This window comes from Colwellia sp. BRX10-4 (assembly GCF_014077465.1).
In the GTDB taxonomy this organism is placed as follows: Bacteria; Pseudomonadota; Gammaproteobacteria; order Enterobacterales; family Alteromonadaceae; genus Colwellia_A.
The window spans coordinates 148,629-174,432 of sequence record NZ_JACGVZ010000004.1 but is presented as its reverse complement, the minus strand read 5'-3'; the positions used below and the strand labels follow the sequence as shown (position 1 = coordinate 174,432).

Below are 25,804 nucleotides of genomic sequence, written 5' to 3'. Positions count from 1 at the left end.
AATTTTTAAGGGCGAAATTATAGTCTATAATTTAACCCTTGTAAAGTGCAAAAAATGTGACTTTACTTAGAAACTGCTGTCAAACTAGCTTGGTTTACCGATACACCGGCGCCCATAGTAGTTGAGATAGAAAGTTTCTTAATGTACTGACCTTTAGCATTTGCTGGTTTAGCTTTCTTTAAAGCTTCCAATAAAAACTCTAGGTTTTCTTGTAATTTAGCATCGTCGAAATCAGCCTTACCAATAGTAGTATGGATGATACCGTTTTTATCATTGCGGTAACGGATCTGGCCCGATTTTGCATTGTTAATAGCGGTTACAACGTCTGGTGTTACAGTACCAACTTTAGGGTTAGGCATTAAACCACGTGGGCCTAAAATCTGACCAAGTTGACCAACAACACGCATAGCATCTGGAGAAGCGATTACAACATCAAAGTTCATCTCGCCTTTTTTAACTAATTCAGCTAAATCTTCCATACCTACGATGTCAGCACCAGCTTCTTTCGCTTTCTCAGCATTTGCGCCCTGTGTAAATACAGCAACACGAACATCACGGCCAGTACCATTTGGTAATACAGCTGCGCCACGTACGTTTTGGTCTGATTTACGAGCATCGATGCCAAGATTTACAGCAACATCTACACTTTCACGGAAGTTTGCAGTAGCAAGTTCTTTTAATAAAGAAATGGCTTCAGCAATATCATAATCTTTTAATACGTCTACTTTTTCACGGATTAGACGAGCGCGTTTCGTTAATTTAGTCATTGATTAGTCCTCTACCACTAAACCCATTGAACGAGCAGAACCCGCAATGGTACGCACTGCAGCTTCCATAGAACCAGCAGTTAAGTCAGCTTCTTTTGTCTTAACAATTTCTTCAAGTTGGGCTGTAGTAACAGTACCCACTTTGTCAGTGTTAGGACGGCCAGAACCGCTTTTGATGCCAGCTGCTTTTTTCAATAAGTAAGAAGCAGGTGGTGTTTTTGTTTCAAATGTAAAAGAACGATCGCTGTATACAGTAATAACTACTGGTACTGGAGCGCCTTTTTCTAAAGATTCTGTTTTTGCGTTGAACGCCTTACAAAATTCCATGATATTCACACCGTGTTGACCTAAAGCAGGACCAACTGGCGGTGAAGGGTTTGCTGCACCAGCAGCAACTTGTAGCTTGATTAGAGCTTGGACTTTCTTAGCCATTTTTCAATACCTTTAGTTTGGGTGTTAACGCTAAAATTTAATTCAGCTCCCCGTTGTTCGATTATCCTTACTTTTTCCTAAACGACGACGAAGTCACTTAAAAAAAATAGGCAGCGGATTATATATTAAAAAAGCCCTTTTACACAAGACTTTAATGAAATTCTTATTTATATGACTTCTGGGGGAGTTGAACGGATGTTATTGATATAACAAAAAAGGCTAGAGATTCGCATCTCTAGCCTTTTCAAATTATTATTTGTTATTGAGCGGTTAGCCTTTTTCGACTTGTCCGAACTCTAAATCTACTGGTGTTGAACGACCAAAGATTAATACTGATACTTTAATACGGTTTTTATCGTAATCTAATTCTTCAACAACGCCGTTAAAGTCAGCAAATGGACCATCAATAACACGAACCACTTCGCCGGGCTCAAACAATGTTTTAGGACGAGGCTTATCGGTATCTTCTAGTCTTTGTAAAATACGGTCAGCTTCTTTTTGTGAAATAGGTGCTGGGCGATCACTGGTACCACCGATAAAACCTAAGACACGCGGGACACTTTTAACTAAATGCCAAGCTTCAACATCCATTTCCATTTGTACTAATACATAGCCAGGGAAAAACTTACGTGAACTCTTACGCTTTTGACCAGCACGCATTTCAACGACTTCTTCGGTAGGCACAAGAATTTGACCAAACTTCTCATGCAAACCTTGAATCTCGATATGCTCAACCAAGGTTTTTTGCACGCGTCCTTCATAGCCAGAAAAAGCTTGCACAACATACCAACGTAACTTCGGGTTTGTGTTAATTACTTTTTCTTCGTTTTGTTCATTCTCTTCAGGAGATAAAATTTCTTCAGTCATGATTACACCTTCAAACCTGTAATAAAGCCAACTACCCAAAATAGCGTAGAATCAAGTCCCCACATAACTAAAGACATAATAAAAGTAGCGAACAATACGATACCTGTAGTTTGTATCGCTTCTTGGCGTGTTGGCCAAACAACTTTACGAATTTCAGTACGTGATTCTTTCGCAAATGCAACGGCGTTCTGGCCTTTAACAGTTTGCATGGCGATTACACCAGCAATAACGATACCGACAACGGCACCTATTGCACGGTATAAAACGGATTCATCACCGTAAAAATAATTGGCGAAAACGACTCCGGCTAAAAGCAGGATGACGATCATCCATTTTAGCGAATCAAGAGATCCGTTTGGCTGGCTTTCTGTACTTGCATTCATAATATTGACCTGTAAATATTTGCCTATGGCATGTTAACTTCATCACTGAAGTTACTTCAAAAGTATTAAAAAATACTTTATAAAATATGGCAGGGGTAGAGAGATTCGAACTCCCAACCGTCGGTTTTGGAGACCGCTGTTCTACCAATTGGAACTATACCCCTAGTTTACTTTCCATCTAAGATGAAGAGTTACACTTTTCTGGTGAATCTTAGTTTGTTTGGGAATTTAAAGAGACTCAAGAAGTGAGGCGCCATTATACTAATGATATTACTTTTCTCAAGTGATATTTTCTTTTGTCTGCTGTTTGTTGGCTTGAAGGTTCTTTTTCTGATTATCTAGATGAAGGACTAGTAAATTTCAGCCGATGCACGTTAATATATTACCCGTTAATAAGTAGATATAAGGTCTAATAATGAAAGCAAGTGTAAAATGGATGGGTGAAGAGTTATTCATGGGTACTTCGCAAAATGGTCATACGATTGTTTTGGACGCTAACGCCGGTGCATCTGCACCTAGCCCGCTAGAGAATGTATTGATTTCATTAGGGGCGTGTTCCTCAGTAGATGTTGTCAGTATTCTTGATAAATCTAGGCAAAACGTCAGTGGTTGTAAAGTGGATATTGAAGCTAAGCGTGTAAACTCAGTGCCGAAACTGTTTTCTGATATTCATCTACACTTTGTGATAACAGGTCAGGAAGTTTCAGGAAAACACGTCGAGCGGGCCGTTAAACTCTCTGCTGACAAATACTGCTCAGTAGCATTAATGCTACATAACACTGTACGAATCACCCATGACTTTGAAATAGTCGAAGAGTAAATGCACCATGTGCTGTAATTTACGTTACAGCACAACTTACTACAAATCAGTCATCCAATCTAATTGCTTATTGGCGCGATGCTTTTTCTCCATTAAATCTCTGATCAATGGTGTTAACAGTAATTCCATGGCAAGCCCCATTTTACCACCCGGCACAACTAAGGTATTGATACGTGACATAAAAGCACCGTCAATCATCGATAAATAGTAAGGAAAGTCAACACCCGTAGCTTCGCGAAAGCGTATCACCACAAAACTCTCATCAAGGCTCGGTATGGCTTTAGCACTAAAAGGGTTCGAGGTATCTACTGTCGGTACGCGCTGGAAGTTGATATGTGTCTTTGAAAATTGTGGCGTTATGTAAGAGATATAGTCTTCCATACTGCGCACTATGCTTGCTGTTACCGCTTCTCGACTATGCCCACGTTGATTAGTATCACGTATTATTTTCTGTATCCATTCTAAGTTAACTATCGGTACCATACCAATTAACAAGTCGACATGTTTTGCTACGTCATTTTTTTCGGTAACTACACCGCCATGTAACCCTTCATAGAAGAGTAAGTCAGTGCCATCACCTAGTTTTTCCCAAGGTGTAAACGTTCCCGGCATTTGGTTGTAGGGAACGGCTTCATCAAATGTGTGTAGGTATCGACGCATCTGGCCTTTACCCGTTTCGGAGTAAGTGCTAAAAAGTTTTTCTAAGGCGTCAAAATCGTTAGCTTCATCACCAAAATAACTAATGTTTCTTCTGTCTTCTCTCGCTTTACGCTTTTCGAGGTCCATTTCTTGTCGAGAGTAGCGATGAAAACTGTCTCCCTCAACTGTCGCTGGAGTGATACCCAATGAACGAAATATATGTGCAAACGACTCTATCGTTGTCGATGTACCTGCTCCTGATGATCCGGTTACAGCAATGATAGGATTACGTGATGACATAATTAATTCTCTTAAGAGTGGGGGTAAATGTTATACGGAGAATTTAAAGGTTGGTCAAGTTTACAATATAGTTCATTATCATTATTTTTAAAAACAAAAAACGAAGCCGAAGCTCCGTTTTTAATTTTAAAGTAAATTTAGCTAGGCTAAATTAAGCTTCTGCTGACTCTTCAACTTCTTCTGCAACAACATCTGATGCAGGACGGTCTACTAATTCAACATAAGCCATAGGCGCTTTATCACCAGTACGGAAACCACATTTTAAAATGCGAGTATACCCACCTGGACGTTCTTGGTAACGTGCACCAAGTTCGTTAAATAAAATACCTACTACTTCTTTATCTTGTGTACGAGCAAACGCTAAACGGCGATTTGCAACACTGTCGGTCTTGGCCAATGTAATCAGTGGCTCTACAACGCGACGTAGTTCTTTAGCTTTAGCTACGGTCGTTTTAATAACGCCGTGCTTAACTAGTGAACTTGCCATATTACGGAACATCGCTTGACGATGACTGCTATTACGGTTTAACTGGCGACCGCTTTGACGATGGCGCATAAGTTAATCCTTCTCTCAAACTATTAAAAAACGATAAACGAATTAGTCGTTATCAGCGATGCTTTCAGGCGGCCAATTTTCAAGGCGCATACCTAAAGATAAACCACGAGACGCCAAAACGTCTTTGATTTCTGTTAAAGACTTCTTACCTAAATTAGGTGTTTTAAGAAGCTCTACTTCTGCACGCTGTACTAAATCGCCAATGTATTGAATTGCTTCTGCTTTTAAGCAGTTTGCTGAACGAACTGTTAATTCAAGATCATCAACTGGACGAAGCAAAATAGGGTCAAATAAAGGTTTCTCTTCTTTTGGCTCTACTTCTTTAATATCACGCAATTCTACAAACGCATCTAGCTGTTCAGCTAAAATTGTTGAAGCACGACGAATAGCTTCTTCTGGATCCAATGTACCATTGGTTTCCATATCAAGTACAAGTTTGTCTAAATCAGTACGCTGTTCTACTCGGGCAGAGTCAACATCGTAGGCAATTCTTACAACTGGACTGAACGAAGCATCAACTAACAAACGTCCGATTGCACGATCTTCATCCTCGGCATCGCGTCTAACTGAAGCAGGAACATAACCACGTCCCATTTCAATTTTGATTCGCATGCTGATAGAACCTTCACCTGTTAAATTACAGATTACATGATTAGGATTTGCGATTGTTACATCTCCGTCATGTTGGATATCAGCTGCCGTTACAGGGCCTTCACCGGATTTAGTTAAAGTAATAACAGCTTCGTTTTTACCTTCTAAACTTATAGCTAATCCCTTAAGGTTCAACAATATTTCGATGATGTCTTCTTGCACACCCTCTTTACTACTGTATTCGTGTAGAACGCCGTCAATCTCAACTTCAGTTACAGCACAACCTGGCATTGAAGATAGAAGAATGCGACGTAAAGCATTACCTAAAGTATGACCAAAACCACGCTCTAATGGCTCTAAAGTTACCTTAGCACGAGTCGCGCTAATGGTTTCAATACCAACCAATCGCGGTCTAAGGAATTCGGTTACAGAACCCTGCATATATTTCCTCTCTTAAGTGCTACTTTACTTAGAGTAAAGTTCAACAATTAACTGTTCATTAATTTCGGCAGACAAGTCAGAACGATCAGGAACACGTTTGAAAACGCCTTCAAGTTTCTTGTTATCTACTTCAACCCAGACTGGCTTCTCACGTTGCTCAGCTAATTCTAAAGCAGCGATGATACGCGCTTGAGTTTTAGATTTCTCACGAATAGAAACTGCATCTTCAGCTTTAACATTGAAAGATGGAATATTAACAACTACGCCGTTTACTACGATAGCTTTATGGCTAACTAGTTGACGAGCTTCAGCACGAGTGCTTGCATAGCCCATACGGTATACTACGTTATCAAGACGAATCTCTAAAAGTTGTAACAAGTTTTCACCTGTATTACCTTTCAAACGAGCCGCTTCTTTGTAGTAATTACGGAATTGCTTTTCTAGTACGCCATAAATACGACGAACTTTTTGTTTTTCACGAAGTTGAATACCGTAATCAGACAAACGACCGCGACGTGCGCCGTGCTGACCTGGTATTGTTTCGATTTTACATTTAGTGTCAATTGCTCTAACACCGCTTTTAAGGAACAAATCTGTTCCTTCGCGACGACTAAGCTTTAACTTAGGACCTAAATATCTAGCCATTTTCTTTCTCCAACTATCCTAAAAAAAGTACGATTAAACGCGACGTTTCTTAGGAGGACGACAACCATTATGAGGAATAGGCGTTACGTCAGTAATGTTGGTGATTTTAAAACCAGCAGCATTTAGGGCACGGATTGCAGACTCACGTCCTGGTCCAGGGCCTTTAACGAAAACTTCAATATTCTTCAAACCAAACTCTTTTGCAGCGGCGCCAGCGCGGTCTGCAGCTACCTGAGCAGCAAATGGGGTAGATTTACGTGAACCACGGAAACCTGAACCACCTGCAGTTGCCCAAGATAAAGCATTACCTTGACGATCTGTAAGAGTTACGATTGTGTTGTTGAAAGAGGCGTGGATATGAGCCATGCCATCAGCAACTTGTTTTTTAACGCGTTTACGCGTACGTACAGGTGTTTTAGCCATTGTCTAGTTCCTCTTACTTCTTAATTGGCTTACGAGGACCTTTACGGGTGCGCGCATTAGTTTTAGTGCGTTGACCACGTAATGGAAGACTGCGACGATGGCGTATGCCACGGTAACAACCTAAATCCATAAGACGTTTAATATTCATTGAAACTTCACGGCGTAAATCACCTTCTACGGTGTATTTATCCACTTCAGCACGTAGCAAATCTATTTTTGCTTCGTCTAATTCACTGATCTTCGTTGATTCTGCGATACCTGCTGCTGCACAAATTGCTTTTGCGCGAGTCGCTCCGATACCGAAAATCGCAGTAATGGCGATTACTGCATGCTTACGATCAGGGATGTTAATGCCAGCGATACGGGCCACTAACACATCTCCTATTTAAGGTTAAAATTATCAGGTTGGAAAGCCCGTTAGGATACCCAACCCGTCTTCTTTTCTGCAAATCGAAGCGGCATTATACAGAAATCTCTGCACAATGCTACTTCTAAAAGATATTGCTGTCAGCTTAGATGAATCTAAGCTTAACCTTGTCTTTGTTTGTGCTTTGGTTCTACACAAAGAATGCGTACTACGCCTTTGCGTTTAACCACTTTACAATTACGACAAATCTTTTTTACGGATGCACGTACTTTCATTTTATACTCCGTTTACCTATTGAGTTAAGTCTAACGACCTAACCTTTTAAGTTAGCTTTCTTAAGCACATTGTCATATTGATGAGACATCATATGCGTTTGTACTTGTGCCATAAAGTCCATAATAACCACTACTATAATAAGTAATGATGTACCACCGAAATAGAACTGAACGTCCCATGCGATGATCATGAACTGAGGTACCAAACAGATAAAGGTAATATACAACGCACCCGCTAAGGTTAAGCGTGTCATCACTTTATCTATATATTTAGACGTTTGCTCACCAGGACGAATCCCAGGAATAAACGCACCTGATTTTTTTAGGTTATCTGCTGTTTCACGCGGATTGAAAACAAGAGCCGTGTAGAAGAAACAGAAAAATATTATCGCTGCGGCAAGTAACATAACGTACAACGGCTGACCTGGAGAAATAGCAATAGATACTTCTTGTAGAAAGTCAGCAACTGCACCTTCACCTTGTCCAAACCAACTCGCTAGAGTGCCGGGGAACAAGATAATACTTGATGCAAAGATAGGTGGTATAACACCAGCCATATTAACTTTAAGCGGTAAATGCGTGCTTTGCGCGGCGAAAACCTTACGGCCTTGCTGACGCTTAGCATAGTTAACAACAATACGTCGTTGACCACGTTCTACAAATACTACAAAAAAGGTTACAGCGAATACTATGACACACATCAGCAATAATACTAATAAGTGCAATTCACCTTGACGCGCCATCTCTGCTGTTTGTGCAACAGCTGAAGGCATGCCAGCAACAATACCTGCAAATATTAAGATAGATATACCGTTACCAATACCACGTTCAGTAATTTGTTCACCTAACCACATTAAAAACATGGTACCGGTTACTAAACTTACTACAGCGGCAAAGTAGAAACCAAAACCTGCGTCCATTACTAGACCCGGCATCATTCCTGGTAAACTTCTTGCAATTGCAATTGATTGTACTGTCGCTAGAACTAACGTGCCGTAGCGGGTGTATTGACTGATCTTACGACGTCCAGCTTCACCTTCTTTTTTCAGCTCTGCCATTGCGGGATGAACCACAGTAAGCAATTGCATGATAATTGAAGCTGAGATGTACGGCATAATACCAAGTGCCAATACAGAGGCTCGCTCAAGTGCACCACCAGAGAACATGTTAAACATTTCTACGATGGTGCCCTTTTGTTGTTCAAACAACTGAGCTAATACAGCGGCGTCAATACCAGGGATTGGCACAAATGATCCTAAACGGAACACAATTAGTGCGCCGAGAACAAACCATAATCTTTGCTTGAGCTCAGACATTCCGCCTGCGCCTTTACTACCTTTTGAAGGAGCCATTCCTGGTGTAGCCATGCTGTACTATTCCTCGATTTTTCCGCCAGCAGCTTCAATAGCTGCACGTGCGCCTTTAGTAACACCTAAACCACGAACCGTAATTGGACGGTTAATATCACCAGACAACATAATTTTTGCTGTTTTGATGTTACGTGTGATTAGGTTTGCATCTTTAAGAGCAAAGATATCGACAACATCACCTGTGATGTTGTTTAGTTCATGTAAACGTACTTCAGCGCGAACTAAAGATTTACGTGACGTGAAACCAAACTTAGGTAAACGTTGTTTCAATGGCATTTGACCACCTTCGAAACCTGGACGTACACTACCGCCAGAACGAGACTTCTGACCTTTGTGGCCACGTCCGCCTGTTTTACCAATGCCAGAACCAATACCGCGCCCACAGCGCTTCTTAGCTTTCTTTGCACCTGGTGCAGGAGATAAAGTATTTAAATGCATAATTAATCCTCCACCTTAACCATATAAGATACTGTGTTAATCATACCGCGTACAGATGGAGTGTCTTCTAACTCTACTGTATGACGGATACGACGTAATCCAAGACCTCTTAATGTAGCTCTATGCTTCGGTAAACGACCGATAGAACTTTTCATTTGAGTTACTTTTACTGTTTTAGCCATGCTCAATTACCCCAGTATGTCTGCAACGGTTTTGCCACGCTTAGCTGCAACACCTGCCGGCGATTTCATATTCGCAAGAGCTGAGACAGTAGCACGAACTACGTTGATCGGGTTAGTAGAACCGTATGCTTTTGACAATACGTTCTGAACACCTGCAACTTCTAGTACTGCACGCATCGCGCCACCGGCGATGATACCTGTACCTTCAGAAGCTGGTTGCATGTAAACTTTAGAACCAGAATGCTTGCCAATGATGACATGCTGAAGAGTAGTACCCTTCAAATCTACGGTTACTATGTTACGGCGTGCTTTTTCCATTGCTTTCTGGATTGCAGCAGGCACTTCACGTGCTTTACCGTATCCAAAACCAACGCGTCCAGCACCATCACCAACTACTGTAAGTGCAGTGAAACTGAATATGCGACCACCTTTAACCACTTTTGAAACGCGGTTAACGGCAATTAGCTTTTCAGCCATATCACTTTGTTGTGAGTTTTCTTGATTATGATTAGCCATTATCAACTCCTAGAACTGCAGACCAGCTTCACGAGCTGCTTCTGCTAACGCTTTTACGCGACCATGATAACGGAAACCAGAGCGATCAAAAGCAATGCTAGTGATCCCTTTAGCTACTGCACGTTCAGCAATTGCTGTACCGACTGCAGTTGCTGCGGCAACGTTACCTGTTTTATCTAACTGAGCACTGATTTCTTTGTCTAAAGTAGACGCAGATGCGATTACTTCAGAACCCGTTGGAGCGATCAATTGCGCGTAAATATGGCGAGGAGTACGAAATACAACTAAACGATTCGCACCCAACTCGCTAATTTTTGCACGAGCGCGTTTAGCGCGGCGCAAACGAGATGTTTTCTTATCCATAGTATTATCCTACTTCTTCTTAGCTTCTTTACGACGAACATGCTCGTCACTATAACGTATACCTTTACCTTTATAAGGCTCTGGCTTACGGTAAGAACGAATGTCTGCAGCAACTTGACCAACCAACTGTTTATCAGCACCTTTCAGTATGACTTCAGTTTGACTAGGAGTTTCAACAGTAATCCCATCAGGGATTGCGTGGTTAACTGGGTGTGATAAACCTAAAGATAAGTTTAAAGACTTACCATCAGCTTTTGCACGATAACCAACACCGTTTAATAACAATGTTTTTACATAACCTGTACTTACACCTTCAACCATATTCTGGATTAAAGCACGTGTAGTACCGGCTTGAGCCCAAGCGCCTTTAACATCGGCAACGATATTAGTAATGATGCTATTTTCTTCTTGAGAAATAACAACGTCACTATGGATCGTGCGAGATAATTCGCCCATTGGACCTTTAACTATAATGTCTTGACCTGATAACGTAACAGTAACGCCAGCAGGAACAACGACAGGTGCTTTTGCAACACGAGACATATATTTCTCCTTACGCTACGAAACCGATGATTTCACCGCCGATACCCGCAGAGCGAGCAGCGCGATCAGTCATCAGACCTTTAGAAGTAGATACGATCGCAATACCCATACCTGCAAGAACTTTAGGAAGTTCATCACAGCTTTTGTATATACGAAGACCAGGACGTGAAACACGCTTGATCGTTTCAATTACTTCTTTACCTTCAAAATATTTCAAAGTTACAGATAACTCAGGCTTAACTTCGCCTGATACTGAAAACTCTGATACATAACCTTCTTCTTTAAGCAAGTTTGCGATAGCAACTTTAACTTTAGAAGATGGCATTGTAACTGCAACTTTTGCTGCAGATTGACCGTTGCGAATGCGTGTAAACATATCCGCGATAGGATCAGTCATCATAACAATTTACTCCCGTGAATTACCAACTAGCTTTCTTAAGACCTGGAACTTCACCACGCATCATTGCTTCACGCAATTTGATTCGGCTTAAACCGAATTTACGTAAGAAACCATGAGGACGACCAGTAATGTTACAACGGTTACGTTGACGACTACTTGATGAATCACGAGGTAAACTTTGAAGTTTCAATACAGCATCCCAACGATCTTCTTCAGAAGAATTATCGTTAGAGATGATTGCTTTTAATGCACTACGCTTTTCAGCGTACTGTGCTACTAATTTGGTTCTTTTAGCTTCACGAGCTTTCATTGACGTTTTAGCCATAACTCTACACCTTGTTCTTAAACGGGAAGCTAAAGGCAGACAACAATGCGTGTCCTTCTTCATTATTCTTCGCGCTAGTAGTGATAGTAATATCCATCCCACGAATTTTATCGATTTTATCGTAATCGATTTCAGGGAAGATTATTTGCTCACGTACGCCCATGCTGTAGTTACCACGGCCATCGAATGACTTAGGGTTTAAGCCACGGAAATCGCGGATACGAGGAATAGAGATCGAAATTAAACGCTCTAAAAATTCCCACATACGTTCGCCACGTAGAGTTACTTTTGTACCAATAGGATAACCTTCACGAATCTTAAAGCCCGCAACAGATTTGCGTGCTACAGTCGTAACTGGTTTTTGACCTGAGATTGCAGTAAGATCATTTGTGGCATGGTCTAATACTTTTTTATCAGCAATAGCTTCACCAACACCCATGTTAAGGGTGATCTTTTCAATCCGAGGGACTTGCATGACACTTTTGTATTCGAACTTCTTCTGAAGGTCGTTTACAACAGTATCTTTGTAAAAATCATGCAGTTTCGCCATCGTTTACTCCAATAATTAAACTAGTTCGTTGTTAGATTTGAAGAAACGAACTTTTTTGCCGTCTTCAATTCTAAAGCCTACACGATCTGCTTTACCCGTTTTAGGGTTAACAATCGCTACGTTTGAAACTTGTAAAGAAGCTTCTTTTTCAATAATCCCACCAGGCTGCTGTAACTGAGGTACAGGCTTAGTGTGTTTCTTGATCAAGTTTATGCCTTCTACAAATACTTTGCCGTCATCAACAAGAACTTTAGTGACTTTACCAGTCTTACCCTTGTCTTTGCCAGCTAGTACAATAACTTCATCATCACGACGAATCTTAGATGCCATTATCGTGACTCCTTATAGTACTTCAGGTGCAAGTGAAACGATTTTCATGAACTTTTCATTACGAAGTTCACGCGTCACTGGACCAAAAATACGAGTACCAATTGGTTGTAAGTTAGCATTTAACATTACAGCCGCGTTTTCATCAAAACGGATGGTTGAACCATCTGAACGACGAACACCTTTCTTAGTGCGCACAACTACCGCAGTCAGAACATCACCTTTTTTAACTTTGCCGCGAGGATTTGATTCCTTCACTGCAATTTTAATGATATCACCGATACGCGCGTAGCGACGGTGCGAACCACCAAGAACCTTTATACACTGTACACGTCGAGCGCCGCTGTTATCAGCTACGTTCAGTTGTGATTGCATTTGGATCATTGAGTTTTACTCCGCTATTTATCTAAACAAACTTAGATATAATTTAAGGCCAGAAATTTGACCCGTCACTGCCTTCTACTGCCCTCATAGAAACGTCAGACGAATCTGGAGGGCGCGAGATTATAACACCACCAAAATGAAAGTGATACCTTATTTAGTTAAAAAATAAACAATTGCTAAGCATTCACCCTAGTAAAATATCCTTTAACACCACTGGCATCTCATCATCAAGCCATTAGTTGTCGGCAATATTTTAAGCAAAAAAAAACCCTATCACATTGTGATAGGGTTTTTATTTAACACGTTCGTTAAAACAAATTTACAAAAAGTAAATTATGCTTTAGTAATTACAGCAACTAAAGTCCAGTTTTTAGACTTTGAAATTGGTGCAACTTCACGAATTGTTACTAAATCACCAGCATTACATTGGTTAGTCTCATCATGCACTTTCAACTTAGTTGAACGTGTAAGGTACTTACCGTAAATAGGGTGCTTAACACGACGTTCAATTAATACAGTGATAGACTTATCCATTTTATCACTGACAACACGACCTTGTAGTGTGCGGATTTTAGCTTCGCTCATTACTTACCTGCCTTTTCAGTTATGATAGTCTTTACACGTGCAATATTGCGACGTACCGTTCTTAGCAAATGAGTTTGTGCTAATTGTCCTGTGCTTGCTTGCATGCGATAGTTAAACTGTTCGCGTAATAATGCAAGCATTTCAGTATTTAGCTCTTCAATGCTTTTATCTTTTAATTCACTAGCTTTCATTACATCACCGTTCTAGTTACGAAAGATGTTTTGAACGGAAGTTTAGCCGCTGCTAAAGCAAATGCTTCGCGTGCGATTTCTTCCGATACACCTTCCATTTCATAAAGAACACGGCCAGGTAGAATTTGGCATACCCAATATTCCACTGAACCTTTACCTTTACCCATACGAACCTCAAGAGGCTTTTTAGTAATTGGCTTATCAGGGAATACACGTATCCAGATTTTACCTTGACGCTTTACGTGACGAGTCATTGCTCGACGTGCCGCTTCAATCTGACGCGCAGTCATACGACCACGTTCCATTGATTTTAAACCGAAAGTACCGAAGCTAACTGAGCTACCGACGTGTGCAAGACCACGGTTGCGCATTTTAAATTGCTTACGGAATTTAGTACGTTTTGGTTGTAACATTACTTAGCTCCTACTTAGGCTTGCGGTTGTTTTTTCTTTTAGGTTTAGCCGCTGGTACTTCTGCCTGTAGAGGCATGTTACCAATGATTTCACCTTTAAAGATCCACACTTTGATACCAATAACACCATAAGTTGTGTTACCGCGTGCAATAGCGTAATCGATGTCAGCACGTAAAGTGTGTAGTGGTACACGACCTTCACGATACCATTCAGCACGTGCAATATCTGCACCGCCTAAACGACCACTTACTTGTACTTTAATACCCTTTGCGCCTAGACGCATAGCATTTTGTACAGCACGTTTCATAGCGCGACGAAACATCACACGACGTTCTAATTGACTAGCAATACTGTCAGCAACAAGCTGCGCATCCATTTCTGGCTTACGTACTTCAGCAATGTTGATTTGAGCAGGAACACCAGCAATTTTAGAAACTGCTAAGCGTAGTTTCTCAACATCTTCGCCTTTCTTACCGATAACAACACCCGGACGAGCCGTATGAATTGTTACGCGGATAGATTTAGCTGGACGCTCAATAACTACTTTTGATAATGATGCACGAACAAGCTTCTCTTTCAAATATTCGCGAACCAAATGGTCACCGCGTAAATTTTCAGCGAAGTCTTTGTTACTTGCAAACCACGTAGACGCGAAAGGTTTCGTGATACCTAAGCGAATACCGTTAGGATGAACTTTTTGACCCATACTAATATACTCCTAAGAATCAGACACGATCACAGTAATGTGACTTGTGCGCTTAATTATACGATCCGCGCGGCCTTTTGCACGAGGACGAATACGTTTCATTGTAGGACCATCGTCAACTGTAATAGTTTTTACGATAAGTTCATCAATGTCTGCACCTTCGTTATGTTCAGCGTTAGCAATTGCAGAGTTAAGTACTTTTTTAACTAATTCAGCAGCTGATTTGTTGCTAAAAGTTAAAATTTCAAGTGCTTTCTCTACATGTAAGCCGCGGATTTGATCCACAACTAAACGTGCTTTCTGAGCAGAACCGCGGGCAAATTTATGTATAGCGATAGCTTCCATTCAATTTCCCCTATTTCTTCGCTTTCTTATCAGCGATATGACCGCGATAAGTACGAGTTGGTGCAAATTCTCCTAATTTGTGACCGATCATTTCATCAGTTACAAATACAGGTACGTGTTGACGGCCATTATGGACAGCTATGGTCAATCCGATCATCGTTGGGATGATCATTGAACGACGGGACCAAGTCTTAATTGGCTTTTTATTCCCGCTTTCCAGAGCTTTCTCTACCTTCGTCAGCAAGTGTAGGTCTATAAATGGACCTTTCTTGAGAGAACGTGGCATGGTGAATCCTCTTTATTTACCCTTCATGTTGAACTTAACTTTACCGAAGCAAACCAAGTTCAAACAATCAGAGTATTAATTAAATGTACTATTTAGTACGACGACGCACGATAAATTTATCAGTACGTTTGTTTGAACGAGTCTTGTAACCCTTAGTTGGTACGCCCCAAGGGGATACCGGGTGACGACCGCCAGACGTTTTGCCTTCACCACCACCGTGTGGGTGATCAACTGGGTTCATGGCAACACCACGAACAGTTGGGCGAACACCGCGCCATCTTGAAGCACCAGCTTTACCCAAAGAGCGAAGCATGTGTTCAGAATTGCCGATTTCACCTAAAGTAGCACGACAGTCAGACTCAATTTTACGCATTTCGCCAGAGCGAAGACGTAAAGTGACATATGCACCGTCTTTAGCAACTAGTTGAGCGTAAGTACCAGCAGCACGTGCTATTTGAGCACCTTTACCTGGTTTAAGTTCGATTGCATGCACAACACTACCTAATGGTGTGTTGCGTAAAGCCATAGTATTACCAGCTTTGATTGGAGCGTCAACACCTGACTGGACTGTATCTCCAGCGCTTAAGCCTTTAGGGGCTAGGATGTAACGACGTTCACCATCAGCATATAATACTAGTGCAATATTAGCAGAACGGTTTGGATCATATTCCAAACGTTCAACTTTTGCAGGGATACCATCTTTATTACGTTTAAAATCGATCATGCGGTAATGTTGTTTGTGACCACCACCAATATGACGAACCGTAATACGACCGTTATTATTACGACCACCAGACTTAGACTTAGTGTCTAGTAATGGTGCGTAAGGCTTACCTTTATGCAACTCCGTGTTTACCACTTTAACTACGTGGCGACGACCCGGAGAAGTAGGTTTACATTTAACTATAGCCATTTTCGTAAACTCCTATGATTCCGCGCCGACGAAGTCGATGTCGCTGCCTTCAGCAAGAGTAACGTATGCTTTTTTCCAGTCGCTTCTGCGACCAAAACGAGCACCAGTACGTTTCACTTTACCTTTAACATTTAATGTGCGAACACCGTCTACTGAAACTTCAAAAAGTTTCTCAACAGCAGCTTTGATTTCAGCTTTAGTAGCAGTAGTAACAACTTTGAAAACAACAGTGTTGTTTGCTTCAGATGCCATAGTGCTTTTCTCAGAAATGTTCGGTGCTAAAAGCACTTTTAACAAACGTTCTTCGCTTATCATCCTAACATCTCCTCAAGTTGTTTAACTGCAGTAGCAGTCATCAAAACTTTTTCGAAACCAACCAAGCTAACTGGGTCAATACCGTCTACGTCACGAACGTCAACTTTGTACAAGTTGCGTGCTGATAAGAACAAGTTCTCATCAACTTCTGGAGTGATGATTAATACATCTTTTAACTCCAAGCCGTTTAGTTTAGCTACTAATTCTTTAGTTTTTGGTGTTTCAACAGTAAAGTTTTCTACCACTACTAAGCGATCTTGACGAACAAGCTCAGATAGGATGCTTTTAATCGCACCACGGTACATTTTACGGTTTACTTTCTGGCTGTGGTCTTGAGGTTTAGCAGCGAATGTTACACCACCAGAACGCCAAATTGGACCACGGCTAGTACCAGCACGAGCACGGCCAGTACCTTTTTGACGCCAAGGTTTTGCACCACCGCCACTTACTTCTGAACGAGTCTTTTGAGCACGAGTACCTTGACGAGCGCCAGCTGCATATGCAACTACTACCTGATGTACTAATGCTTCGTTAAACTCAAGTCCAAAAGTTGCTTCAGAAACTTCAAGAGCACCTGCAGCGTCTTTTAATGATAATTCCATCACGAATCTCCTGGACTAAGCTTTAACAGCTGGTTTGATGATTACGTTACCGTTGATAGCACCCGGAACCGCACCTTTAATAAGGAGCAAGTTACGTTCTGCGTCAACGCGAACCAATTCAAGGTTTTGTGTAGTACAGCGCACAGAACCCATGTGACCAGACATTTTTTTGCCTTTGAAAACGCGACCTGGTGTTTGACACTGACCTAACGAACCGTTTGAACGGTGAGAGACAGAGTTACCATGAGTAGCATCTTGCATAGTAAAGTTCCAGCGTTTAATACCGCCTTGGAAGCCTTTACCTTTAGATGTACCGGTTACGTCTACTAATTTAGTGTCATTAAAAATTGAAACAGTGATTTCACCGCCCAATTCTAAACCTTCGCCTTCATTTTCGTTTAAGCGGAATTCCCACAGGCCACGGCCTGCTTGAACGCCAGCTTTAGCGAAATGCCCAGCTGCTGGTTTTGTAACACGGCTAGCCTTACGGCTACCTGTTGTAACTTGAAGCGCCGAGTAACCGTCAGTTTCTAAAGTTTTCACTTGAGAAATACGGTTGGCTTCAACTTCTAGAACGGTTACAGGTGTTGAAACGCCATCTTCAGTGAAGATACGAGTCATGCCTACTTTACGTCCAACTAGACCAATAGTCATTGTTAAAACCCCTTAACCCAAGCTGATTTGAACGTCAACGCCAGCTGCTAGATCTAAACGCATTAATGCGTCTACAGTCTTTTCAGTTGGCTCTACGATATCAATCATGCGTTTGTGAGTACGAATTTCATACTGATCACGCGCATCTTTGTTAACGTGTGGAGAAGTCAAGATAGTAAAACGCTCTTTACGTGTAGGAAGTGGAATTGGACCACGAACCTGAGCACCAGTGCGCTTTGCAGTATCTACGATTTCAGCTGTTGATTGATCAATCAAACGATGATCGAACGCTTTCAAACGAATGCGAATTCTTTGATTTGACATTAATCAAATCCCCATTTTTAAAGAACAACAAAATACATCCCATCACCTTTTATATGTAAAAGGGGGGTGTATCGCTAATAACATTCAACTCCCTATCGGAGCTGCTGTAAACCTTAACCGTAAAGGCTAAAGTGAAAATCCGCACAAAGCGTGAGCGATGTGCGGATGCATATTATACATAACTGATAATATTTATCAAGCCTAAATATTTTTTATCACTAAAGCTCAGATGCGGTGGCGATCAGACTAAATTGATCCCGACTCACATTGCTCAGTTCTCAATGATTTTTCAATAAGCAAGGGTCTAAGGAGTTCAGTGATAATAATTTCTGAAACAATATTTTTAGACTGTTCTTCTTCGATCCAAATGGAAATATTATTATCATCATCAAAAGAGCGGTTCAATTTATAACTCAGGCCTGCTTTTAACGTTACGTCAAATTTAACGAAGGCATTCTTTTCACGAATGCTCATGCCATTTTGGTAAATTTGCGCTTTTACCCATAATTGGTGATTACCTGCTTGATACTGCTTAGGTAGATTCCATTCAATTGGCCTTTTATACAGACACATAAGATGGATATACTCAAATTGCTTACCCCGTTCTTTTTCAAAGTTAACAAAGCGAAATTTACCTTCATCAACATCGGCTTTGATTTGATAAGCGCTACATCCAGCCAGTATTAATGATAACGCGGTTATAATTGTAAATTTATTCATCAGTTGTCTCCGTTATTGATTGTTAATATAGGTTATCTGCTTTTTAGTACAAATGGCTATCCCTATTATCAGCTTAGTTTGAACTGTTTATCCGATCCAAAGCCTGTTGGGCTTGTGCTACAGAGGTCATATCTACTGACAAGAAGAAAGCAGGAAGATCTTTTTCTTGGTAAACCGCAACGAACTCACGTTGTTCATTTTCTCTTAAAATAAGTAATGTATAGACTTCATCCGCTTTTAACTTTGCTATACCGGCTAAAAATTCACTTGGCTTGTTATCAATAAAAATGGTGTTGTTTAAAGCCAATATTTTATCTCCCGCCAACAAACCTGCCCGACTTGCCATGCTATTACTACTGACTTGTTTAACTAACAAGGCATAACCTGCTCGATAATCAGTCATCTTACCAATAAGGCCATACTTATTATCGAGCTTTTTCTCGCGGTAAATATCAACAATACCGGTGTTAATACCACTGACCTGATAATAAGAGGCCACTTCCAACAACAATTGATCTAACTCGTACTGAAGTGAAGGCGTTAAGGTCTGACTATTTATTAAGGACTGCGTTGTTAATGGCGGCGATAAAATTGCCGATAAGACAGTTTCAGCACAATCTATTTCACTTAACGTAGCTGTTGACGTAATTTCATAAATCGACTGTCTAGACTCAGTAGATTCCTGTGCTAGCGTTAATTTATATTGCTTAGCCTGTTCAACATTTAGGGTAACATTCAGTAATGGCCGCCCCACCATTGGCTCAATGATATAATCGTCGACTATCGTACCATTGGTTCTGGCTGAATTACGATCAGTAGGATTACCAAACCAACCATTAATCGAACCTGCTCTTGTACGGATTAAGGTTTTAATACCCGCTTCACCCGCTCGGCTCCCGCCCGATATTCTTGGGGCAATATCAAGGGTACTCCCCATTTGACTATTAATGGCACGAGTAGGTCGAGGAGAAAATACCGCTTGAAATCGATGAACGCCTGGCGACAGGCTTAACCTTGTTGGAGCTGAATTTCCATAAAGCTCACTCAGTGACTGACCATTATGGCTAATTATCTTATAGCCTTTTATCCCCGTGAAGTATCGACTTAACGATGCACATTGCTTATCGTCGAATGAATCTACAATGGCAGTACCATTTATTTTATAGTGGCTTTCAGGCAATATTTTTGGCTGGTAATTACCTTTTAATAGCCGTTCTTTATTATCTCGTCGAACGGTAATCTCTATATCCTCGCCAATAACTAAACGGTTAACATAGTGTTGAAACTTCTGATTGGGTGAAGCTTTTACCGTTAAGTCACTTTTATTGTTTAGATTTACAATCACATCACCACTGGCTAATTTTAAGGTATGGGCGACGGAGAAAGGATGAACGGTTAATACCTTCAGTGTGTCATTGTTGGTATCATTACCTTGGTCAAACGTCAGACCAAAACTCCCCATTAATCTAAGCGGCACTATATTACTTGTTGCTACTGAACCCTTAATACTTGTTGAGTTCTCAAGCGCTAACTTTCCCATTAAATTATATAAGCGTATCTCAAGATCTCCGGGTAAGGAGACCGAATTTATCATCTGGGATGTTAATGGCTGATGCTTAGCTACTAACACGCTGCGAGTGTCTGGATGACAATTTTGCAGATTTTTTTCTAAGACGAGTACACTTCCATCCTCTTCGTTTATCGGTAACAGTTGATAGTTAGCGTCGGCAACCACGGTTATTAATAGCTGGTGGTCAACAGTTTTTTTAATCAATGCCTGCTGTTTATTTACATCAATACCATTGTGGTAACTGAGATAATCGGCTGTCCGCCAAGCCCTCACCTTTAAGCTATGTTGTCCTGGAGCGATAAACACGGCTTGGTAGCTATTATCTAAATAGGCGTTGTTATCAATCGCACTATTGTTATGTGACAACAGCTGGTAGGTTATCGCCTGGCTTTGTTGATTATTAGCGGTCAGCGCTAGCGTTGCACATTCATGCGTTTGTGGCGTTGCGGCGAATAAGGGCTTTGATAAAAGCAGCACTAATAACACACCACTATACTTATTAGTGAATAAGGCCTTAAATACTAAACTCATCGTTACCTCCTTGTTGATACTCGAGCACTTGTTGCATTAATGCGCTCCTGTGTTTTAATATCGCTACCTTAACTTTCAAAGATGGTTCGTTAAGCAGCTTGGCTTCCACCGCAGAGATTTCTTGCAATAGATAGTATTGATTTACTTGTAGCTGGCTATATTCAGCGAGTTGTAATTCCATGCTTTGGTTAGTTTTTAATGCCATAACTAACTGTTGTTGTAATTGATAGTTATACCAACTCAAACCACCTATAAATAAAAATGACAGCGACGCAGCCATAGCGAGTAACGGTTTTTTCTCTGTAAATATATTTATAGATTTACTCTGCCCCCTTGTACGATGAGTTGAAGCGGCTAAACGATGATTAATTTTCTGCCAATTGAGTTCATCGGGTGTTTCTAGCGCTATTTCATCTGCCGACTGTTGCAATGCAGTTATTTCTTTACGTACCGAATCAAGGGTTAAATATGAATCAAGCTGACGCGTTTGCTCAGTTAAGTCATCACCATTTATTTTGCTAATTAGCATACTTTTTTACCTCTGCATTCGCCCTTAACTTTTGTAAACATCGACAGACAACTGATTTGGAATAACTTGGCGTTTTTCCAATAACTTCCGCGATTTCACTATGCTTATATTGCTCTGCTATATATAGCCACATAATCAAACACTCCATTTCGGACAATCGCTCGAACAAGTAAAGTAATAAATTGCGGCTCTCATAGTCGCTTTCAATACTATTTTCCAAAGACACCGCCTCGGGTATATGGTCAGTGCCAATTGTTAAGCGTTTAATTTTTTTTAAAAAATTAAACGTATTATTAAAGGCTATTCTTTTTAGCCAAGCAATAAAAGGTACCTGTTGATGAAAAGAAGCTAAATTGTCAAAAGCATCTACAAAGGTATCTTGTAATAGATCATTAGCATCATGGCGGTTTTTACAAATCTTAAGAATTGCAGTAAAGATAATAGGAGAGAGTAACCGGTAGCATTGCTCGAATGCACCTTGCTCTCCTTCTTTCATTTTATCTACTAGATTTTCATTCCATTTCTGCAAAACATATCCTTTCATTCACTTATTAATAGGTATAACAATTTAGTCATATAAAAGGTCGCAATTATTTTTACTAACGTGTATTCAAAGACAATAATTGGCAACGGCTGTATGGCAAAACCAATCATTATCTAGTTCTCAGGTTAGGTATAACAATTTAGTACTGTATAGGAAAAGGTCGCAATTATTTTTGCGAATGCTGTTATAACCATTTAATGGATATAGTAGGGACAAGTATTTTAAAAATTTAATATCCGAGTGTGCTTCTAGCAACAGCATTACTCCCTTTTACTGGCAGAGTCATTCGTTCCGGTAAATTTCCTTGAAAACTATGCCTAACTCTTTGCTTTAGTATATCTACTTTATTTTCAGATAATGTGGTCAGGTGATAAAAGTGCAACTTCAAAAATAAATGATGGTTACCTTCAGAAGGCATATGCGAGTAATTGCCCTCTTTTATATCTCGATAGTTGAATAAATCGAGTGGAACACCAATGCCATTATCGCCTTTAACCACAACATATTCATTATTTTCAATGTTTTCTTGAGAAAAGTGAATAGCTGCACATTCATTAGCCGTTACTTCATTTGAAATAAACAGGGATAGGCTAATACCTAAAATCAACCAAGTTATTTTATTAACTAGTGTATTTATTGCTCTGTCCTTTTTGCTATTCATATAACATACACCTACATTGAATACCCATTATGTAAGTGCTAATTGATAAAAGTTACGTTTATTCAAAAACGTAACTTGATGACATACCGTTGACCAACACATCGTCTACCTTTGGAGGTGTAGGTTTACATTGGCTTTTACTACTTATCTATCAATGGTCATGTGTCTTCCCTTGCAAGTCTGTATAGCCTTTTTTTTGCGATTTTTTGTCGCTTAATGTTTTTAATGGAATTGTCCCTCCTAGATTTCTAATATAGAACCCGTCCCTGTTTTCTGTACTAGATCTTATTAACGTAGCATTCTCTAATGATAAGGAGTATCTATTCATGGAATACATAAAATCGAGTTTAACCTCAATACTTTGCGGTGAAATAAGTGTTATATCTAGGGTGAATGCAGGAAACGCTCTTGGCTGATAATTATCATTTAACACTGTTACTTGCCGACTTCTACTAACCTTAATTGAATAGTTTTCACCAACGGTTAAGCTGGTCAGAAGACTGCCCAGTTCCTCTATCTTCATGTTAGTCAGTGGCTGGTTATTGATCGCCAACAGTACATCACTCTTTCTTAGTCCTAACTTAGCTGCGGGGCTATACGGTTCTATAGCAAGAATCTCAATCCCTCCTTTTTTGTTAGTCGGGATTAAAACATCAATGCCAAAACTTTTGTCAAAAGATGCTGCTCTAACGAGCGTTATCACACCATCACTCGTTTTTATTCCTTGAATGTAATCGTTTATTGCTAACCTTAATTGTTTATATTGATAATCTAAGGCGGCTGGTAAAGCATAACCATTTATTAACATCCCTTTTTTTATCAAAACTTTGCCTTCTTTACGTTGATTATAGATTTGATAACTCGCTTCTGGAAAAGCCAAAGGTAAGTATTGATGACTTAATTGGATTGATTCATCATTTCTTTTCACCACCATTGTTAATGCATCATTGTGTTTGACCGAATACAGGTATGAAAGTACGATATCTTCGGCAGACGTCCCTTTTAAATCAACCGGCTTACCGCCCATAGCAATAATAATATCACTGCTTACTAATCCTAAAGCATCCGCTAAGGAGTTAGGTAATACAGCTAATAGTTTAATACGTGTATTGTCATCATCTAAAACAATGCCAAAATCGGTATCAACTTCTAACGGAGCTATATTGGCAATAACGGCAACTTTAACTTGATTGTCATGTTTTAAAGTATCGTCAGCGATATCGGCCATCAATCTAGCCAATCGATATTCTAATACTTCGGGTAATTCTGGGTTATTAGCAATTGTTTCATCGTCTAAAAACAGCTGACTTGGCATTAAGTTGCTTGGATTACACTTTTCAGACGATTCGTTAGTTAATTCAAAATTAGCATTTACTCTAGGCCCTGAAAGTGAAAACTGAAGAAATTGGTCTGTAGTTACTGAAACTTTTATTAGCCTAGTTAGTGTAGGCTCAGGTTTAACAGCATCGGGGTGAAAAGCAATCACTCTTTTCCAAGTGCGATACATTCTGCTAAAGTCTTTTTTTAACCAGATGTCCAATATAAGGTTATGATCGCCTGCCGCTAAAATATATCGGTACTCACCTTCGACAATATCTCGATATTTTCCTAGGTCCATGACACTTACACCATTGTCTGCTCTAACAACAACAACATATTGTTGGTCGTTGATAACTTCATTAGAAAAATGGATCGCTCCACATTCAGTGGCAAACACTTTATTTGTTATAAGTATAGATAGAGCGACATATAAGCTCAGTGAAACCATTTTATTAAATACTGTATACATTGCTATTTCCTTTTTGCAAGTTAACTATTTTACTGACGAGTTGTTGGCGCTCTTTTAATAGGGCTAATTTTTCAACGGTTGTTGCCCCGTGTAATCGATATTCTATTTCCCTTACCAGGGTGATTAACTGTGCTTGTTTGAAGGTAGGCATTTTATTTAAAGTTAATTGCAATTCTAAGGATTGATTCACTTGTAACACTAGTTCTAACTGATTTTGCAATTGGTAATTGTTAAACATCAACCAAGTAAAGCTGATGAAACTGGTTGAGGCCGCTACAGCAGCGAAAAAGACCCACTTACGCACTCTTTTTTTACGTTTAACAACAGAAGAGCGAGCTAACTTTTCCCAAACTGCCACTGGTGGCTCAATTAACTCCATGGTATTCACATTATTGTTAAGATCTGTCATTAATTGGTGTTGATATGCGCACTCTTGACACTGCGCTATGTGCACGCGCTCTATATCATTAAGATTTTTCCCTAAACGGTTTTCACATATATGCATCTTTATTCTCCTCAACATCATTGCGTAATGCTTTTAAACAGCGCGATACTATCGATTTAGAATAGCTTGCCGATTGATTCACTAATAAAGCAATTTCATCGTGACTGTATTGCTCAACAATAAATAGCCATAATATTAATCGTTGCCTCTCAGGAATATTTGTTAATAACTTAGTTAATAAATCTTTATCCCCTGCCATACTTGTCATAGATTTAGGCTGTGCTTTTTCAGTATTTGCTATCTGATCGAATAGCTTTAAAGTATTTTTTTGTTTTTTAAGATGATTAAAACTGTTATTAAAGGCAATGCGCTTTAACCAAGGGATAAAGTTATTATCGGTATCAAACTGCGCTATATTTTCAAAAGCGTCTATAAAGGTATCGTGTAACAGATCACAAGCTGTTTCGCGATTTTGGCAAATTTTAAAAATTGCCGTATAAATAGCTGGAGAGTATAATTGATAACATTTTTCAAACGCATTCGGGTCACCTTTTACCATCCCTTTAATTATTTCATTTATTAATTCAGCATTCCTTTGTTCCAACTTTATCTCCTTAAAAATTAATACTGATACTTATATAACAACTGAGCTTATTATATCGTCGCAACACAACTCGATATTTTTCTTAATTTATACCATTAAATATAAGTAATAACGTTAATAAACCACCTTCATTCTTTTATTGTTTATCTTAAATAATTTATATTTTTTTATGT

42 protein-coding genes and 1 tRNA gene are annotated in these 25,804 nt (G+C 39.9%); 1 reads left to right on the top strand and 42 read right to left on the bottom strand.

From position 1 onward, the window contains the following. Nucleotides 1-62: 62 nt before the first annotated feature. From rplA to H4J67_RS06000, 5 genes are all read right to left on the bottom strand, one after another. Nucleotides 63-767: a 50S ribosomal protein L1 gene (rplA, locus tag H4J67_RS06020; RefSeq protein ID WP_070375050.1), complete on the bottom strand. Its 705-nt coding sequence runs from the start codon at nt 765-767 to the stop codon at nt 63-65. A gap of 3 nt (nt 768-770) precedes the next feature. Next, nucleotides 771-1,199, bottom strand: a complete 429-nt coding sequence (rplK, locus tag H4J67_RS06015) for a 50S ribosomal protein L11 (protein WP_070375051.1) — start codon at nt 1,197-1,199, stop codon at nt 771-773. A gap of 270 nt (nt 1,200-1,469) precedes the next feature. Next, nucleotides 1,470-2,066: a transcription termination/antitermination protein NusG gene (gene nusG / locus H4J67_RS06010; protein WP_220463275.1), complete on the bottom strand. Its 597-nt coding sequence runs from the start codon at nt 2,064-2,066 to the stop codon at nt 1,470-1,472. Nucleotides 2,067-2,068: 2 nt separating this feature from the next. Then, entirely contained in the window at nt 2,069-2,449 is a 381-nt protein-coding gene (secE, locus tag H4J67_RS06005; protein WP_182173940.1) for a preprotein translocase subunit SecE, read from the bottom strand. A gap of 87 nt (nt 2,450-2,536) precedes the next feature. Further along, nucleotides 2,537-2,613 (bottom strand) — tRNA-Trp (locus tag H4J67_RS06000). 251 nt (nt 2,614-2,864) lie between these two features. Here H4J67_RS06000 and H4J67_RS05995 point away from each other — a divergent pair. Continuing rightward, nucleotides 2,865-3,269, top strand: a complete 405-nt coding sequence (locus H4J67_RS05995) for an OsmC family protein (RefSeq protein WP_182173943.1) — start codon at nt 2,865-2,867, stop codon at nt 3,267-3,269. Nucleotides 3,270-3,308: 39 nt separating this feature from the next. Here H4J67_RS05995 and H4J67_RS05990 read toward each other — a convergent pair whose 3' ends face one another. The 37 genes from H4J67_RS05990 to H4J67_RS05810 form a co-directional block, all read right to left on the bottom strand. Further along, on the bottom strand, nt 3,309-4,208 hold the full coding sequence (locus tag H4J67_RS05990) for a phosphoribulokinase (RefSeq protein ID WP_070375054.1): 900 nt from the start codon (nt 4,206-4,208) through the stop codon (nt 3,309-3,311). Between the two features lie 151 nt (nt 4,209-4,359). Continuing rightward, nucleotides 4,360-4,764: a 50S ribosomal protein L17 gene (rplQ, locus tag H4J67_RS05985; protein WP_070375055.1), complete on the bottom strand. Its 405-nt coding sequence runs from the start codon at nt 4,762-4,764 to the stop codon at nt 4,360-4,362. Nucleotides 4,765-4,806: 42 nt separating this feature from the next. Further along, nucleotides 4,807-5,796, bottom strand: a complete 990-nt coding sequence (locus H4J67_RS05980; RefSeq protein ID WP_070375056.1) for a DNA-directed RNA polymerase subunit alpha — start codon at nt 5,794-5,796, stop codon at nt 4,807-4,809. 24 nt (nt 5,797-5,820) lie between these two features. Continuing rightward, nucleotides 5,821-6,441 carry a 30S ribosomal protein S4 gene (gene rpsD / locus H4J67_RS05975; RefSeq protein ID WP_070375057.1) on the bottom strand — a complete coding sequence of 207 codons (621 nt, stop codon included), beginning with the start codon at nt 6,439-6,441 and terminating at the stop codon, nt 5,821-5,823. Nucleotides 6,442-6,474: 33 nt separating this feature from the next. Next, on the bottom strand, nt 6,475-6,864 hold the full coding sequence (gene rpsK / locus H4J67_RS05970; protein ID WP_070375058.1) for a 30S ribosomal protein S11: 390 nt from the start codon (nt 6,862-6,864) through the stop codon (nt 6,475-6,477). Nucleotides 6,865-6,877: 13 nt separating this feature from the next. Next, complete coding sequence (rpsM, locus tag H4J67_RS05965; protein WP_070375059.1) at nt 6,878-7,234, bottom strand: 30S ribosomal protein S13; 357 nt, start codon at nt 7,232-7,234, stop codon at nt 6,878-6,880. A 158-nt stretch (nt 7,235-7,392) separates the two neighbouring features. Further along, nucleotides 7,393-7,506, bottom strand: coding sequence for a 50S ribosomal protein L36 (rpmJ, locus tag H4J67_RS05960; RefSeq protein WP_083277954.1), 114 nt, complete (start codon nt 7,504-7,506; stop codon nt 7,393-7,395). Nucleotides 7,507-7,544: 38 nt separating this feature from the next. Further along, nucleotides 7,545-8,873, bottom strand: coding sequence for a preprotein translocase subunit SecY (gene secY, locus H4J67_RS05955; protein ID WP_070375060.1), 1,329 nt, complete (start codon nt 8,871-8,873; stop codon nt 7,545-7,547). Nucleotides 8,874-8,879: 6 nt separating this feature from the next. After that, entirely contained in the window at nt 8,880-9,314 is a 435-nt protein-coding gene (gene rplO, locus H4J67_RS05950) for a 50S ribosomal protein L15 (protein ID WP_070375061.1), read from the bottom strand. A 2-nt stretch (nt 9,315-9,316) separates the two neighbouring features. After that, nucleotides 9,317-9,496 (bottom strand): 50S ribosomal protein L30, encoded by a 180-nt coding sequence (rpmD, locus tag H4J67_RS05945; protein WP_070375062.1) that lies wholly within the window; start codon nt 9,494-9,496, stop codon nt 9,317-9,319. A 6-nt stretch (nt 9,497-9,502) separates the two neighbouring features. Then, nucleotides 9,503-10,012 (bottom strand): 30S ribosomal protein S5, encoded by a 510-nt coding sequence (gene rpsE / locus H4J67_RS05940; protein ID WP_070375063.1) that lies wholly within the window; start codon nt 10,010-10,012, stop codon nt 9,503-9,505. 9 nt (nt 10,013-10,021) lie between these two features. Next, entirely contained in the window at nt 10,022-10,375 is a 354-nt protein-coding gene (gene rplR, locus H4J67_RS05935; RefSeq protein WP_070375064.1) for a 50S ribosomal protein L18, read from the bottom strand. Between the two features lie 9 nt (nt 10,376-10,384). Further along, on the bottom strand, nt 10,385-10,918 hold the full coding sequence (rplF, locus tag H4J67_RS05930; RefSeq protein ID WP_070375065.1) for a 50S ribosomal protein L6: 534 nt from the start codon (nt 10,916-10,918) through the stop codon (nt 10,385-10,387). Nucleotides 10,919-10,928: 10 nt separating this feature from the next. Further along, complete coding sequence (gene rpsH, locus H4J67_RS05925; protein ID WP_146799770.1) at nt 10,929-11,318, bottom strand: 30S ribosomal protein S8; 390 nt, start codon at nt 11,316-11,318, stop codon at nt 10,929-10,931. Nucleotides 11,319-11,337: 19 nt separating this feature from the next. Continuing rightward, nucleotides 11,338-11,643, bottom strand: coding sequence for a 30S ribosomal protein S14 (gene rpsN, locus H4J67_RS05920; protein WP_070375066.1), 306 nt, complete (start codon nt 11,641-11,643; stop codon nt 11,338-11,340). Between the two features lie 4 nt (nt 11,644-11,647). Further along, complete coding sequence (gene rplE, locus H4J67_RS05915) at nt 11,648-12,193, bottom strand: 50S ribosomal protein L5 (protein ID WP_070375067.1); 546 nt, start codon at nt 12,191-12,193, stop codon at nt 11,648-11,650. 15 nt (nt 12,194-12,208) lie between these two features. Next, entirely contained in the window at nt 12,209-12,523 is a 315-nt protein-coding gene (gene rplX / locus H4J67_RS05910; RefSeq protein WP_070375068.1) for a 50S ribosomal protein L24, read from the bottom strand. Between the two features lie 12 nt (nt 12,524-12,535). Then, the gene (gene rplN / locus H4J67_RS05905; protein WP_070375069.1) at nt 12,536-12,904 is read right to left on the bottom strand and encodes a 50S ribosomal protein L14; all 369 of its coding nucleotides are present in this window, start codon (nt 12,902-12,904) and stop codon (nt 12,536-12,538) included. Nucleotides 12,905-13,237: 333 nt separating this feature from the next. After that, nucleotides 13,238-13,489, bottom strand: coding sequence for a 30S ribosomal protein S17 (rpsQ, locus tag H4J67_RS05900; protein ID WP_070375070.1), 252 nt, complete (start codon nt 13,487-13,489; stop codon nt 13,238-13,240). Further along, entirely contained in the window at nt 13,489-13,680 is a 192-nt protein-coding gene (gene rpmC, locus H4J67_RS05895; RefSeq protein ID WP_070375071.1) for a 50S ribosomal protein L29, read from the bottom strand. Before rpmC ends, rpsQ begins: the two co-directional genes overlap by 1 nt. Beyond that, nucleotides 13,680-14,093 carry a 50S ribosomal protein L16 gene (gene rplP / locus H4J67_RS05890; protein ID WP_070375072.1) on the bottom strand — a complete coding sequence of 138 codons (414 nt, stop codon included), beginning with the start codon at nt 14,091-14,093 and terminating at the stop codon, nt 13,680-13,682. Before rplP ends, rpmC begins: the two co-directional genes overlap by 1 nt. A 10-nt stretch (nt 14,094-14,103) precedes the next feature. After that, on the bottom strand, nt 14,104-14,799 hold the full coding sequence (gene rpsC / locus H4J67_RS05885; protein ID WP_070375073.1) for a 30S ribosomal protein S3: 696 nt from the start codon (nt 14,797-14,799) through the stop codon (nt 14,104-14,106). 12 nt (nt 14,800-14,811) lie between these two features. Then, nucleotides 14,812-15,144: a 50S ribosomal protein L22 gene (gene rplV / locus H4J67_RS05880; RefSeq protein WP_070375074.1), complete on the bottom strand. Its 333-nt coding sequence runs from the start codon at nt 15,142-15,144 to the stop codon at nt 14,812-14,814. A 10-nt stretch (nt 15,145-15,154) separates the two neighbouring features. Beyond that, nucleotides 15,155-15,430, bottom strand: a complete 276-nt coding sequence (rpsS, locus tag H4J67_RS05875; protein ID WP_070375075.1) for a 30S ribosomal protein S19 — start codon at nt 15,428-15,430, stop codon at nt 15,155-15,157. A gap of 88 nt (nt 15,431-15,518) precedes the next feature. Beyond that, the gene (gene rplB / locus H4J67_RS05870) at nt 15,519-16,343 is read right to left on the bottom strand and encodes a 50S ribosomal protein L2 (RefSeq protein ID WP_070375076.1); all 825 of its coding nucleotides are present in this window, start codon (nt 16,341-16,343) and stop codon (nt 15,519-15,521) included. 12 nt (nt 16,344-16,355) lie between these two features. Continuing rightward, nucleotides 16,356-16,658, bottom strand: coding sequence for a 50S ribosomal protein L23 (rplW, locus tag H4J67_RS05865; protein WP_070375077.1), 303 nt, complete (start codon nt 16,656-16,658; stop codon nt 16,356-16,358). Further along, on the bottom strand, nt 16,655-17,260 hold the full coding sequence (gene rplD / locus H4J67_RS05860) for a 50S ribosomal protein L4 (protein WP_070375078.1): 606 nt from the start codon (nt 17,258-17,260) through the stop codon (nt 16,655-16,657). Before rplD ends, rplW begins: the two co-directional genes overlap by 4 nt. A gap of 15 nt (nt 17,261-17,275) precedes the next feature. Continuing rightward, entirely contained in the window at nt 17,276-17,914 is a 639-nt protein-coding gene (gene rplC / locus H4J67_RS05855; protein ID WP_070375079.1) for a 50S ribosomal protein L3, read from the bottom strand. A gap of 12 nt (nt 17,915-17,926) precedes the next feature. Beyond that, nucleotides 17,927-18,238, bottom strand: coding sequence for a 30S ribosomal protein S10 (rpsJ, locus tag H4J67_RS05850; RefSeq protein ID WP_070375080.1), 312 nt, complete (start codon nt 18,236-18,238; stop codon nt 17,927-17,929). A 246-nt stretch (nt 18,239-18,484) separates the two neighbouring features. Further along, entirely contained in the window at nt 18,485-18,958 is a 474-nt protein-coding gene (locus H4J67_RS05845) for a hypothetical protein (RefSeq protein ID WP_182173949.1), read from the bottom strand. A gap of 73 nt (nt 18,959-19,031) precedes the next feature. Next, nucleotides 19,032-21,059 carry a hypothetical protein gene (locus H4J67_RS05840; protein ID WP_182203181.1) on the bottom strand — a complete coding sequence of 676 codons (2,028 nt, stop codon included), beginning with the start codon at nt 21,057-21,059 and terminating at the stop codon, nt 19,032-19,034. Continuing rightward, nucleotides 21,043-21,588: a hypothetical protein gene (locus tag H4J67_RS05835; protein ID WP_182173955.1), complete on the bottom strand. Its 546-nt coding sequence runs from the start codon at nt 21,586-21,588 to the stop codon at nt 21,043-21,045. The genes H4J67_RS05840 and H4J67_RS05835 overlap by 17 nt, the downstream gene beginning before the upstream one ends. Continuing rightward, on the bottom strand, nt 21,578-22,117 hold the full coding sequence (locus tag H4J67_RS05830; protein WP_182173958.1) for an RNA polymerase sigma factor: 540 nt from the start codon (nt 22,115-22,117) through the stop codon (nt 21,578-21,580). The genes H4J67_RS05835 and H4J67_RS05830 overlap by 11 nt, the downstream gene beginning before the upstream one ends. 244 nt (nt 22,118-22,361) lie before the next feature. Next, on the bottom strand, nt 22,362-22,793 hold the full coding sequence (locus H4J67_RS05825) for a hypothetical protein (RefSeq protein WP_182173961.1): 432 nt from the start codon (nt 22,791-22,793) through the stop codon (nt 22,362-22,364). Between the two features lie 151 nt (nt 22,794-22,944). Next, nucleotides 22,945-24,582, bottom strand: coding sequence for a PDZ domain-containing protein (locus H4J67_RS05820; RefSeq protein ID WP_182173964.1), 1,638 nt, complete (start codon nt 24,580-24,582; stop codon nt 22,945-22,947). Then, complete coding sequence (locus H4J67_RS05815; RefSeq protein WP_182173967.1) at nt 24,566-25,087, bottom strand: hypothetical protein; 522 nt, start codon at nt 25,085-25,087, stop codon at nt 24,566-24,568. Before H4J67_RS05815 ends, H4J67_RS05820 begins: the two co-directional genes overlap by 17 nt. Further along, a complete protein-coding gene (locus H4J67_RS05810) occupies nt 25,074-25,631 on the bottom strand; it encodes an RNA polymerase sigma factor (protein WP_182203179.1) in 558 nt (185 codons plus the stop codon). The genes H4J67_RS05815 and H4J67_RS05810 overlap by 14 nt, the downstream gene beginning before the upstream one ends. Between the last annotated feature and the right edge of the window lie 173 nt (nt 25,632-25,804).